Below are 14,449 nucleotides of genomic sequence, written 5' to 3'. Positions count from 1 at the left end.
GCGCCGGGCCGGGCGGGCCGCCGGGGCGTCGCCCGGTCCCGCGCCGTGGGCCACGGACCGGGTCAGGCCGGCGGGGGCCGGGCGCAGTTCCACGGAGTCCGCCGACGCGACCGGCTGCCCGGCCGGGTCGGCGAGCAGCAGGGAGACCGCGTCCGGCCCGGCGGGGGCGATCCGGACACGTACGGCGGTGGCCCCGGTGGCGTGCACGGACACGCCCGTCCAGGCCAGGGGCAGCAGGCCGGCCCGGTCCGTCAGGCCGAGGGCATGCAGCGCGCCGTCCAGCAGGACGGGGTGCAGCCGGTACCGGTCCGCCTGCGGTGCCTCGGCCGGGTCGAGGGCCAGCTCGGCGTACAGATCGGCGTCGCGCCGCCAGGCGGCGCGCACGGTCCGGAACAGCGGCCCGTGGTCGAGCCCGGCCTGCGCCAGCCGCTCGTACAGGTCCTCGACGGCGGCGGGTACGGCACCCGCGGGCGGCCATACGGCGAGGTCGGCGTCCCCGGCCGGACCGGCGGGGCGCAGTGTGCCGTACGCGTTACGGGTCCAGCCGCCGGGGCCGGGCGTGCCCTCGGGCCGCGAGTGCAGTTCGACGGCGCACCGGTCGCCGGTCGGGGTCGCGGTCAGCCGGAGCTGGAGAGCACCCTGCTCCGGCAGGACCGGCGGGATCTCCAGGGCGAGTTCCTCGACGAGGGCACAGCCGGTCTCGTCGCCGGCCCGCAGCACCATGTCGAGCACGGCGGAGGCGGGCAGCACGGGTGTCCCGGCGAGGGTGTGCTGGTCGAGCCAGGACTGGCTGGCGGCGCCGAGACGGCCGGTGAACAGCAGCCCTCCGGTGCCGGGCAGTTCGACGGCTGCGCCCAGCAGCGGGTGGTCGGCCGGGCCGAGTCCGGCGGCGCCGAGGTCCTCGGGCCGGTCCGGCAGCGCGTCCAGCCAGTACCGCTGCCGCTGGAAGGCGTAGGTCGGCAGTTCCGTGCGGGGCGGGCGGGGGCCGTCGAACGCGGCCGACCAGTCCACCGGGGTGCCGCAGAACGCCGGCCAGTCCACCGCGACGCCGTGCACATGCAGCTGGACGACGGCCCTGGTGAGGCTCTGCGTCTCGCCGGTGTTGCCGCGCAGGGCGGGGACGAAGGTGCCGGTCTCCGCATCCGGGGGCAGGCAGTTGGGGCCCATCGCGGACAGCACGCCGTCCGGGCCGAGCTCCAGGAAGGTGGTCACCCCGTCGGCGGCCAGTGCGCCCACGGCGTCGTGGAAGCGCACGGCCTGCCGGACATGCCGGATCCAGTACTCGGGGTCGGCGAGTTCCCCGGCCGTGACCGGGCCGCCGGTCAGGGTGGAGAAGAACGGCGTGTCGACCGGGGTGAACCGGACACCGCGCGCCACCTCGGCGAAGGCGTCCAGCATCGGTTCCATCAGCGGCGAGTGGAAGGCGTGGCTGACCTCGAGCCGCTTGGTCTTGCGGCCGGTCGCGCGCAGGTGTCCGGCGATGTCGAGGACGGCCTCGGCGGCACCGGACAGCACGACGGCGGACGGCCCGTTGACCGCGGCGATGCCGACCCGGTCGGTGCAGTCCCCGATCAGTTCGAGCACTTCCGCCTCGGTGGCCTGTACGGCGACCATGGCGCCGCCGGCCAGCAGGGCCTGCATCAGCCGGCCGCGGGCCGCCACCAGGGCCGCCGCGTCCGCCAGCGGGAACAGCCCGATGGCATGGGCGGCCGCCAGCTCGCCGATGGAGTGCCCGGCCACGGCGTCGGGGCGGATGCCCCAGTGCTCGACCAGCCGGTGGAGGGCGACCTCCAGGGCGAACACGGCGGGCTGGGTGAAGCCGGTCTGGTGCAGCAGAGCGGCCTCGGGGCTGCCCTCGGCGGCGAAGACGATCTCCTTCAGCGGACGGTCGAGGTGCCGGTCGAGTTCGGCGCACACCTCGTCGAAGGCCGCCGCGAAGACCGGGTGGGCGTCGTACAGTTCGCGGCCCATGCCGAGGCGCTGGCTGCCCTGCCCGGTGAAGAGGAGGGCGAGCCGGCCGGTGTGCGGGCGGCCCTGCGCGACTCCGGCCGCGGGCTCCCCGGCGGCCACGGCGGCCAGGCCGCCGAGGAGCGCGTCGCGGTCCTCGGCCACCACCACGGCCCGGTGGTCGAAGGTGGTGCGGCTGGTGAGCAGCGTGTACGCCGCCGCGCTCAGGTCGAGTCCGGGGCGCTCGGCGACGAAGGTGTGCAGCCGCTCGGCCTGGGCGCGCAGCGCCGCCTCCGTCCGGCCCGAGACGATCCACGGGATCGGGCCGAGCGCCGCGTCGGCCGCCTCCTCCTCGGCCTCGGGGGCCTGTTCGAGGATGACATGGGCGTTGGTGCCGCTCAGCCCGAAGGAGGAGACGGCCGCACGGCGCGGCCGGTCGACCTCAGGCCAGTCCCGCCGCTCGGTCAGCAGCTCCACCGCACCGGCCGACCAGTCGACGTGCGAGGTCGGCTCATCCACGTGCAGGGTCTTGGGCAGCACACCGTGCCGCAGCGCCATCACCATCTTGATGACACCGCCGACACCGGCAGCGGCCTGGGCATGGCCGATGTTCGACTTCAACGAGCCGAGGAACAGCGGCTGTTCGGCCGTACGCTCCTGCCCGTACGTCGCGAGCAGCGCCTGCGCCTCGATCGGGTCACCCAGCCGGGTGCCGGTGCCATGCGCCTCGACGGCGTCGACATCCGCGGCGCCCAGCCGGGCGTCGGCCAGTGCCTGCCGGATCACCCGCTGCTGCGACGGCCCGTTGGGCGCCGTAAGACCGTTGCTCGCACCGTCCTGGTTGACCGCGCTCCCCCGGACGACGGCCAGGACAGGGTGCCCCTGCTTGAGGGCATCCGACAGCCGCTCCACGACCAGCACGCCCACGCCCTCGGCCCAGCCGGTGCCGTCCGCGCCCTCCGCGAAGGCCTTGCAGCGGCCGTCCGGGGAGAGGCCGCGCTGGCGGCTGAAGTCCAGGAAGGCGGCCGGGGAGGACATCACCGTGACACCGCCCGCGAGCGCCATGCGGCACTCGCCACGCCGCAACGCCTGCACCGCCAGATGCAGGGTCACCAGGGAGGAGGAGCACGCCGTGTCGACCGTGACCGCCGGGCCTTCGAGGCCGTAGGTGTACGACAGCCGGCCGGCCGCCACACTGCCCGCGGTGCCGGTGCCGCGGAACGCCTCCAGCTCCTCGGGGATGGCGCGCAGCCTGGTCAGGTAGTCGCGGTTCATCAGGCCCATGTAGACGCCGGTACGGCTGCCCCGCAGCGAGGCCGGATCGATCCCCGCCCGCTCGATCGCCTCCCACGACGTCTCCAGCAGCAACCGCTGCTGCGGATCCATGGCAAGCGCCTCACGCGGCGAGATACCGAAGAACCCGGCATCGAACTCCGCCGCATCGTGCAGGAAACCACCCTCCCGCGTGTAGACCTTCCCCCGCACCCCAGGATCAGGGTCGTACAACCCCTCCAGATCCCAGCCACGGTCGGTCGGGAAGCCCGAGACGCCATCGGAGCCGGTGGCCACCAACTGCCACAGGTCGTCGGGTGAGTGGACCCCTCCGGGGTAGCGGCAGCCCATGCCGATGATGGCGATCGGCTCGTCCTCCGGGTGGGTGACGGTCTCCTCCGCGTCGGTGCCGCTCTCGGCGAGGAGTTCGCGGCGCAGGTGCTCGGCCAGCGCGGCCGGTGTGGGGTAGTCGAAGACGAGGGTCGGGGGCAGCGCCAGGCCGGTGCGCAGGCCGAGGGCGTTGCGCAGTTCGACGGCGCTCAGCGAGTCGACGCCGAGGTCGCGGAAGGTGTGCGTGGTGCCGATGGCGTCGGCGGTGGCATGCCCGAGGACGGTCGCGGCGTGCGTGCGCACCAGGTCGAGCAGCATCGCGTCGCGTTCGCCGGCGGGCAGTGCGAGCAGCCGGTCGCGGAGCGTCGCCGCGGGTGCGGCGGCCGCTCGGGCGGCCGGGCGGGGGGCCCGCACCAGGCCGCTGAGCAGCGGCGGCACCTGCCGGCCGGACCGCGCGGCGGTGTCCAGGCGCATCGGGAGCAGGGCGGCCCGGTCGGCGCCGAGGCAGGCGTCGAAGAGGGCCAGACCCTCCTCGACGGCGAGCGGGGCGAACCCGGCCCGGGCGATGCGGGCGAGGTCCGTCTCGGCCAACTGGCCGGTGATGCCGCTGCGTTCGGCCCACAGGCCCCAGCCGAGCGAGAGGGCCGGCTGTCCGGCGGCCCGGCGGTGGGCGGCGAGCCCGTCCAGGAAGGCGTTGGCCGCCGCGTACGCGCCCTGGCCCGCGCCGCCGAAGACCCCGGCGGCGGAGGAGAACAGGACGAACTGCGCGAGGTCCAGGCCCTGGGTGAGTTCGTGCAGGTGGAGCGCGGCGTCGGCCTTGGGGCGGAGCACCGCGTCGGCCTGTTCCGGGGTGAGGGACTCCACCAGTCCGTCGGCCACGATCCCGGCCGCGTGGACGACTGCGGTCAGCGGGTGCGCGTCCGGGATCCCGGCCAGCAGGGCGGCGAGGGCGGGCCGGTCGGCCGCGTCGCAGGCGACGACCGACACGGTGGCGCCCAGCTCGCCCAGTTCGGCGGTCAGCGCCTCGGCGCCGTCGGCGGCCGGGCCGCGGCGGCTGGTCAGCACCAGGTGGCGGACGCCGTGCGCCGTGACGAGGTGCCGGGCGAGGGCAGCGCCGAGGGTGCCCGTGCCGCCGGTGACCAGGACGGTGCCGTCGGGCCGGAACCGGGCCGCCGCACCGGCGGCCGCTTCGGTGCCCGGGGCCGTGGTCCCGTCGGCGCCGGTCCTGAGGTCGGCGCGGGCCAGCCGGGCCACCGACCAGACGCCGTCGCGGACCAGGAACTGGGGCTCGGGGCCGAGGACGGCGGTGGTGAGCGGGTCTTCCGGGCGGTCGGTGTCGACCAGGACGAAGCGTCCCGGGTGCTCGTTCTGCGCGGACCGCAACAGACCGTGCAGCGCCGCCCCGGCCGGGCTGGTGACCTGCTCACCGGTCGCGCCGCTGGTGACGAGGACCAGCCGGGCGGCGGCGCACCGCGGCTCGGCGAGCCAGTCCTGGACCAGGCGCAGGGTCCGGTGGACGGCGTCGTGCAGGACGTCGAGCGCGGGCTGTTCGCGTACGACGACCACGTCCGGCACGGTGGCCCGGCCCGCGTCGACGGCGGCGAGGAGGGCCGCCAGGGTCGGGTGGTGGTCGTCCTGGGCGGGGCCGACCCGGATCCAACTGCCCGGCGCCAGCGGCTCGGCCGCCTCGGCCGGTACCCAGTCGAGCCGGTACAGCGCGTCCGCCGTCGCCGTGGCGCCCAGCGCCTCGGCGGTGACCGGGCGGACCGTGAGCGACTCCACCGAGGCCACCGGCAGGCCGCTCGGGTCGGCCACCGCGAGCGCCATCGCGTCGGTGCCGGCCGGGGTCAGCCGCACCCGCAGGGTGTCCGCACCGGTGGCGAAGAGCCGTACACCGGACCAGTGGAAGGGCAGCCGCGGGCCGCCGTCGCCGTCCGGTCCGGCCAGGCTCCAGGCGTGCAGGGCGCTGTCGAGCAGGGCGGGGTGGACGCCGTAGCCGCCGGTGGCCTCCGGGTCGGGGTGGACGCCGTGGCCGCCGTCGGTCTCCGGGTCGGGCAGGGCGACCTCGGCGAAGATCTCGGTGCCGCGCCGCCAGGCCGCGCGCAGGCCGCGGAAGGCCGGGCCGTAGTCGAGTCCGGCGGCGGCGAGACCGTCGTACAGCGTGTCCACGGGGACGGGCCGGGCGCCGCGCGGGGGCCACTCGGTGAGGTCGAAGCCGGGTTCCCCGGTGTCGGCGGCGAGGGTGCCGGTGGCGTGCCGGGTCCAGGGCCGGTCGGCGACGTCGTCGGGCCGGGCGTGGACGGTCAGCTCGCGCCGGCCCGCCGCGTCGGCGGCGCCGACCGCCAACTGGACCTGGACACCGCCCTGTTCGGGCAGGACGAGCGGGGCCTGGAGGGTTAGTTCCTCGAGCAGCCGGCAGCCGGTCAGGTCGGCCGCGTGGAGCGCCAGGTCGACGAGGGCGGTGCCGGGCAGCAGCACCGTACCGGCCACCGCGTGGTCCGCGAGCCAGGGGTGGGTACGGGGCGACAGCCGGCCGGTGAGCAGCAGCTCGTCGGCGCCGGCCACCGACACCGCCGCGCCCAGCAGCGGATGGTCGGCCGCGCCCAGGCCCAGGTCGGCCGGGCGGGCGGTACCGGCGGCGGCCGGGGAGCCGGTGAGCCAGTAGGGGGTGCGCTCGAAGGCGTACGTCGGCAGCTCGACGCGGCGCGGGCCGAGATGGGCGAAGAGGGCGTCGGCGTCGAGATCGGCACCGCCCACGTACAGCTGGGCGAGCGCGGTCAGCAGGGTGACGGGCTCGGGGCGGCCCTCGCGCAGGGTGGGCAGCAGCACCGCGTCGCTGTCGTCGGCCAGGCACTCGCGGCCCATCAGGGACTGCATGGCGACCGGGCCGAGTTCCAGGTAGGTGCCGACGCCGTCGGCCTCCAGGGTGCGCATGCCGTCCAGGAAGCGGACGGCGCCGCGGACATGGCGTCCCCAGTACTCCGGGGTGCGGAGTTCGTCCGGGTCCGCGAGCCGGCCGTCGAGGCAGTTGATGACCGGGAGGCGCGGCGGGTGGAACTCCAGTTCCCGGACGGCGGCCACGAAGCGGTCCAGGATCGGCTCCATGTGGGCGGAGTGGAACGCCCGCCCGAAGGACATCCGGTGGGTCCGCCGGCCGGCGGCCTGCCACTCGTCGCCGATCCGTGCGACGAGTTCCTCGTCACCGGAGATGACGACCTGCCGCGGGCCGTTGACCAGGGCGACGTCCACCGTGCCGGAGCGGCCCCGCAGCGAGACGCGGACCTCCTCCTCGGACGCCTCGATCGCGACCATGGTGCCGCCGGGCGGTGTCTGCTGGAGCAGCCGGCCCCGGGTGGTGACGAAGGCCGCCGCGTCCGCCAGGCTGAGCATGCCCGTCACATGGAGCAGGGCGGAGTCGCCGTTGGAGCCGCCGAAGACGACGTCGGGGCGGATTCCCCAGTGCTCGATCAGCCGGTAGAGGGCGACCTCGAGGGCGAACACCGCCGGGTGCCCGTACTCGGCCTGGGCCAGCAGCGCGGCTTCCGGGCTGCCCTCGGCCGCGAAGACGATGTCCTTGATCGGCCGGCTCAGGTGCCGGTCCAGGGCGGCGCAGGCCTCGTCGAAGGCCTTCGCGTAGAACGGGAAGGCGTCGTACAGTTCGCGGCCCATGCCGAGGCGCTGGCTGCCCTGGAAGGTGAACAGGAAGGCCAGTCCGCTGTCCCGGCGCTCGCCCCGGACGACTCCGGGCGCCGGTTCCCCGGCCGCCAGCGCGGCGAGCCCGGACAGCAGCTCGGCCCGGTCCTGGGCCAGCACGACGGCCCGGTGCTCGAACCCGGGGCGGTGGCGCAGCAGGGAGTACGCCGTGTCGACCAGGTCGAGTCCGGGGCGCTCGGTGACAAAGGTGTGCAGCCGCTCGGCCTGGGCGCGCAGCGCCTCGGGGGTACGGGCGGACAGCACCCAGGGCAGCAGTCCGTGCGGCGGGCGTGCGGCGGCCTCCGGCTGCTCGGGCTCGGTGGCCTGTTCGAGGATGACATGGGCGTTGGTGCCGCTCAGCCCGAAGGAGGAGACGGCCGCACGGCGCGGCCGGTCGATCTCGGGCCAGTCCCGCCGCTCGGTCAGCAGCTCCACCGCGCCCGCGGACCAGTCGACGTGCGAGGTCGGCTGATTGATGTGCAGGGTCTTGGGCAGCACGCCGTTCCGGAGCGCCATCACCATCTTGATGACACCGCCGACACCGGCCGCGGCCTGGGCATGGCCGATGTTCGACTTCAACGAGCCGAGGAACAGCGGCTGTTCGGCCGTACGCTCCTGCCCGTACGTCGCGAGCAGCGCCTGCGCCTCGATCGGGTCACCCAGACGCGTACCCGTGCCATGCGCCTCGACGGCGTCGACATCCGCGGCGCCCAGCCGGGCATCGGCCAGTGCCTGCCGGATCACCCGCTGCTGCGACGGCCCGTTGGGCGCCGTAAGACCGTTGCTCGCACCGTCCTGGTTGACGGCACTGCCCCGGACGACGGCCAGCACCGGATGCCCGTTCTTGAGAGCATCCGACAGCCGCTCGACCAGCAGGACGCCGACGCCCTCGCCGAAGCCGGTGCCGTCCGCACTCTCGTCGAACGCCTTGCAGCGGCCGTCCGCGGACAGCCCGCGCTGCCGGCTGAAGTCCAGGAAGGACGCCGTGGACGACATGACGGTGACACCTCCGGCCAGCGCCATCCGGCACTCGCCGCGCCGCAGCGCCTGCACCGCCAGATGCAGTGCCACCAGCGACGACGAACACGCCGTGTCGACGGTGAGCGTGGGCCCTTCCAGGCCCAGGGTGTAGGCGATGCGCCCGGCCCCGATGCTGCCCGCGGTACCGGTGCCGAGGTGGCCCTCCAGGTCCTCGGGAACACCGGATATGTGCACGGCGTAGTCGTGGTACATCAGGCCCATGTAGACGCCGGTACGGCTGCCCCGCAGCGAGGCCGGGTCGATCCCCGCCCGCTCGATCGCCTCCCACGACGTCTCCAGCAACAACCGCTGCTGCGGATCCATGGCAAGCGCCTCACGCGGCGAGATACCGAAGAACCCGGCATCGAACTCCGCCGCGTCGTGCAGGAAGCCACCCTCCCGCGTGTAGACCTTCCCCCGCACCCCCGGATCAGGGTCGTACAACCCCTCCAGATCCCAGCCACGATCCGTCGGGAAACCCGACACACCATCGGAACCCGTGGCCACCAACCGCCACAGCTCCTCCGGGGAGCGCACCCCGCCGGGGAAGCGGCAGCCCATGCCCACGACGGCGATCGGCTCGTGCGCCTTCGCGTCGACATCGCTGAGCCTCTGGTTCGCCTGCCGCAGCTCGGCCGTCATCCGCTTCAGGTACTCGAGGAGTTTTTCCTGCTCTGCCATCGCCTTGTGCAACGCCTTTCAACATTCACAGTCAGGTGGTCCGGGGGCCGGTCGGGGTCAGACGGAACCGAATTCCTTGTCGATGAGTCCGAGCAGTTCGTCCGCTGTGGCCGAGGCGATCTCCTGGTCGATGTCCGCCGTGCCGCCGCTGCCGCCGCCGCTTCCCGCGACCTTCGTCGCGAGGGCGCGCAGCCGGGACGACACCTGGTCCGGATCCGGGAGCCGGGACAGGGAGGAGAGCAGGGCCGACTCCAGGCGGTCGAGTTCTTGCAGCACGGCAACCGGGTCGAAGGCCGGCCCGTCGGCGGAGGGTGTGGCGAAGAGCTGTCCGCCGAGGTGTTCGGCCAGGGCCGCCGGGGTGGGGTGGTCGAACACCACGGTCGGCGGGAGCTTCACACCGGTCGCCGCGGCCAGCTGGTTGCGCAGCTGGACCGCGGTGAGCGAGTCGAAGCCCAGCTCCTTGAAGGCACGCTCGGCCGGTACCGAACCGGTGGTGGAGTGGCCCAGCACCGCGGCGACATGGCTGCGGACGAGGTCCAGCAGGCCTGCCTGGCGCTCCTCCTCGGGCAGTGCCAGCAGACGCTCGCGGGCGGATGCGGTACCCGCCTCCGCAGCGTGCGTCCCCGTGTTCCCCGTGCGCCGCACCTCGTGCCACAGCACCGGAGGTACGTCCTGACGGCGCAGCGCCGCGTGGTCGAGGCGGATCGGCACCAGCACGGGCTCGCCGGCCCGCCGGGCGGCGTCGAAGAGGGCCAGCGCCTCACCGGACGACAGGCCGAGGACGCCGGAACGTCCCGTCCGCTCCCGCTCCGCCTCCGACAGCGACGCGGTCAGCTCGCTCCGCTCGCTCCACAGTCCCCACGGCAGGGACTGCGCGGGCAGTCCGTTCGCGGCCCGGTGGGCGGCGAGCGCGTCCAGGAACACGTTGGCCGCCGCGTAGTTGCCCTGCCCGGGGCTGCCGAGGACGCCGGCCGCCGAGGAGAAGAGGACGAAGGTGTGCAGGGGGTGGTTGCGGGTGAGGTCGTGGAGGTTGAGGGCCGCGTCGATCTTCGGACGCAGGACCCGCTCCAGCTGCTCGGGTGTCAGCCCGGTCACGACCGCGTCGTCCAGCACACCGGCCGCGTGGATCACGGCGGTCAGCGGACGCTCCTGCGGTATCGCCGCCAGCACAGCCGCCAAGGCATCACGATCGGCCGCATCACACGCGGCAACCGACACCCGCGCCCCCAACCCCGACAGTTCCCGGGTCAACTCCCGTGTACCAGGCGCCTGTTCACCGCGTCGGCTGGTCAGCAGCAGGTCCCTGACCCCGTGCTCGACCACCAGGTGCCGGGCCACCAACGCACCCACCGTCCCGGTACCACCCGTGACCAGCACCGTGCCCCCACCAAAGGCCGGGGCAGCGGAGGGCTGCGCAGTGTGCCGTACCAGACGCGGCACGAACACCACCCCGTCCCGCACCGCCAGCTGCGACTCACCACCACCAGCCAGAGCCGCCGCCAGCGCCTCGTCCGCACCGTCCACCAGCCACACCCGCTCCGGATGCTCCCGCTGCGCCGACCGCACCAGACCCCACACCGGAGCACACACCAGATCCGTCACGTCCTCACCCGGCCGCACCGCCACCGCACCCCGGGTGGCGAACACCAACCGCGAAGACGCCAACCGCTCATCCCCCAGGAACTCCTGAAGCAGAGACAGGGCCTGACGTGTCACCTCACGCGCGTTCTCCGCCGAGACAGCACCTCCGGCGAACGGCGCGACCACCACATCCGGAACCGACTCACCCAGAGCGCCCAGGTCGAGATCGGTGCCCAGGACGTGGTAGTGGTCCGTGGTCGTCCGTACGGTTCCGCCGGGTGTCGGCTGCCACTCCAGCCGGTACAGGGCCTCCTGTCCGGCGGCTCGCAGCTGCTCCGCGCTGACCGGTCGCAGGGTCAGCGACTCGACGGACACGACGGTCCGCCCGGCGGTGTCCGTCGCCGTCAGGGACACGGTGTCGTCACCGTCGCCGCCCGCGGTCAACCGCACCCGCAGAGCCGTAGCACCGGTCGACACCAGTGACACACCCGTCCACGAGAACGGCAACCGCGGCTCCCCGACCCCCTCCGCATCCGGATCGATCAACACCAGCGAGTGCAACGCCGCATCCAACAACGCCGGATGCACCGCAAACCCCTCGCCCACGCCCTGCCCCAGCTCGACCTCCGCGAACACCTCACCAGGCCGACGCCACACCGCCCGCACACCCTGGAACAACGGCCCATAGTCATAACCAGCCGCCGCGAACTCCCCGTACAGCCCGGAGACATCCACCCTCTCCGCATCCGCCGGCGGCCAGGCGGGCATGGCCGTGAGCGCTGCGCCGTCCGAGGGCGTGGCTACGACGCCGCGTGCGTGAACGGTCCATGCGTCACCGGAGCCGGTGGCGGAGCGCACGACGACTTCCCGGCGGCCGGACTCGTCCGCCCCGGCCACGCTGACATGCAGCCGTATGTCGGCGTCGTCCGGCAGCAGCAACGGCGCTTCCAGCACCAGCTCTTCCACGGTCCCCGCACCGATCTGCGCACCGGCCCGTGCCGCCATCTCCACGAAGGCCGTGCCGGGCAGGAGCGCGGTGCCGAACACGGCGTGCTCGGCGAGCCAGGGGTGCGACTTCAGCGACACCGACCCCGTCAGCACCACACCATCGGAGTCCGGCACCGGCACGATCGCGCCCAGCAGCCCGTGCCCGAGCCCCTCCAGCCCCAGGCCGGCCGCGTCCGTCACCTGCGCCCGCACCGGCTCCAGCCAGTACCGCTCGCGCTGGAAGGCATACGTCGGCAGGTCCACATGGCGGGCCGGACCGTCGAAGAACGTCGTCCAGTCGACCGTGACACCCGCCGCGAAGGCCTCGCCCAGGGAGAGGAGCATGCGCCGCTGTTCGTCTTCGTTGCGTCGCAGCGTCCCCAGGACCACAGCAGAAGCGTCGGCTTCCTCGACACTCTCCTCCACCGACGCCGTCAACACCGGATGCGCACTCGCCTCGACAAACACATCAAAACCGTCCGCGAGCAACGCCCGCGTCGCACCGTGGAAGTTCACCGTCTCGCGCAGGTTCGTGTACCAGTACCCGGCATCCAGCCCGGCACCGTCCACCACGCCACCGGTCACGGCCGAATAGAACGGCACCTCACCCTGACGCGGAGACACCGGAGCGAGCAGCTCCAACAACTCCTGCTCGATCTCCTCCACATGGGCCGAATGCGAGGCATAGTCCACGGGGATCCGGCGGGCCCGCACCCCGTCCGCCTCACACGCCGCCAACAGGCCATCCAGAGCCGCGACATCACCCGAAACCACCGTCGACAACGGCCCGTTCACCGCCGCCACCCACAACCCCTCACCCAACCGCGAGCGCACATCCTCGACCGGCAGAGCAACCGACACCATGCCACCCCGCCCCGCCAACACACCCAACGCCCGGCTCCGCAACGCGACAACCCGCGCCGCGTCCTCCAGCGACAAAACCCCCGCCACACACGCAGCCGCAATCTCACCCTGCGAATGCCCCACCACAGCAGCCGGCTCCACCCCACACGACCGCCACAACTCCGCCAACGACACCATCACAGCCCACAACACCGGCTGCACCACATCCACCCGATCAAAACCAGGCGCCCCCACCTCACCCAACACCACCGACGACAACGACCAATCAACAAACGGCCCCAACGCCGCCTCACACTCCACCATCCGCCCACGAAACACCGACGACGACTCCCACAACCCCGCCGCCATCCCCACCCACTGCGACCCCTGACCCGGAAACACAAACACCACCCGACGACCACCCACACCCACACCACTCACCACACCAGAACCCACCCCACCCGACACCAACACACCCAGCTGGGAAAGGAGTTCATCCCGGCCACCCGCCACCACCACAGCCCGGTGGTCATGTGCGGTTCGACCGGTCAGGAGGGAGTGAGCCGTGTCGACCAGGTCGAGTTCGGGGCGCTCGGTGACAAAGGTGTGCAGCCGCTCGGCCTGGGCGCGCAGCGCCTGCGGTGTACGGGCGGACACCACCCAGGGCAGCAGCCCGTGCGGCGGTCGTGCGCCGGCCTCCAGCTGTTCGGGCTCGGTGGCCTGCTCCAGAACGACATGGGCGTTGGTGCCGCTGGCGCCGAAGGCGGAGACACCGGCGCGCCGGGGCCGGTCGACCTCGGGCCACTTCCGCTCCTCGGTCAGCAGTTCCACCGCACCGGCCGACCAGTCGACGTGCGAGGACGGCTGATCCACGTGCAGGGTCTTCGGCAGCACACCGTTCCGGAGCGCCATCACCATCTTGATGACACCGCCGACACCGGCAGCGGCCTGGGCATGGCCGATGTTCGACTTCAACGACCCCAGATACAGCGGCTGTTCATTCGTGCGCTCCTGCCCGTACGTCGCGAGCAGCGCCTGCGCCTCGATCGGGTCACCCAGACGCGTACCCGTGCCATGCGCCTCGACGGCGTCGACATCCGCGGCGCCCAGCCGGGCATCGGCCAGTGCCTGCCGGATCACCCGCTGCTGCGACGGCCCGTTCGGCGCCGTCAGACCGTTGCTCGCACCGTCCTGGTTGACCGCGCTCCCCCGGACGACGGCCAGGACAGGGTGTCCAAGCTTGAGGGCATCCGACAGCCGCTCCACGACCAGCACGCCCACGCCCTCGGCCCACCCGGTGCCGTCCGCGCCCTCCGCGAACGCCTTGCAGCGGCCGTCCGCGGACATACCGCGCTGGCGGCTGAACTCCACGAACAGACCCGGTGACGCCATCACCGTGACACCACCGGCCAGCGCCATCCGGCACTCGCCACGCCGCAGCGCCTGCACCGCCAGATGCAGCGCCACCAGCGACGACGAACACGCCGTGTCCACCGTGACCGCCGGGCCTTCGAGGCCGAACGTGTACGACAGCCGGCCGGCCGCGATGCTGCCAGCGCTGCCGTTGAGCAGGTAGCCCTCGAGTTCCTCGGGGGCCTTGCCCTCACGGGAGCCGTAGTCGTGGTACATCAGGCCCATGTAGACGCCGGTACGGCTGCCGCGCAGCGAGGCCGGGTCGATGCCCGCCCGCTCGATCGCCTCCCACGACGTCTCCAGCAGCAACCGCTGCTGCGGGTCGGTGGCGAGGGCCTCGCGCGGGGAGATACCGAAGAACTCCGCGTCGAACTCGGCCGCGTCGTAGAGGAAGCCGCCCGAGCGCGAGTACGACTTCCCCACCGCGTCCGGGTCCGGGTCGTACAGCCCCTCGACGTCCCAGCCCCGGTCCGTCGGCCAGGACGACACGGCGTCACCCGCCGAGGCGACCAAACGCCACAGATCCTCCGGCGACCTCACCCCGCCCGGGAACCGGCACCCCATCCCCACGATCGCCACCGGCTCGTGGGCGTCGTCCTGCATCTGACGCAGACGCTCACGGGTGTCGTGCAGCTCCGCGGCCGCCTGCTTGAGGTACGAGCGCAGCTTGTCCTCGGTGTTC

The 14,449-nt window shown here is 73.4% G+C and carries 1 protein-coding gene and 1 pseudogene; both read right to left on the bottom strand.

What is annotated here, in order from left to right; all coding sequences use genetic code 11:
• On the bottom strand, positions 1–8,955 hold an 8,955-nt coding region (locus tag ACFVIU_RS05690), incomplete at its 3' end, for a type I polyketide synthase (RefSeq protein ID WP_385840825.1).
• Between the two features lie 45 nt (positions 8,956–9,000).
• A pseudogene (locus ACFVIU_RS05685) lies at positions 9,001–14,409 on the bottom strand (SDR family NAD(P)-dependent oxidoreductase); the annotation flags it as partial.
• Positions 14,410–14,449 lie beyond the last annotated feature (40 nt).

The sequence above is a fragment of the Streptomyces sp. NPDC127190 genome (assembly GCF_042672505.1).
Lineage (GTDB): Bacteria > Actinomycetota > Actinomycetes > Streptomycetales > Streptomycetaceae > Streptomyces.
The sequence above is the reverse complement of the archived record's forward strand: the minus strand, read 5'-3'. Positions and strand labels throughout refer to the sequence as shown.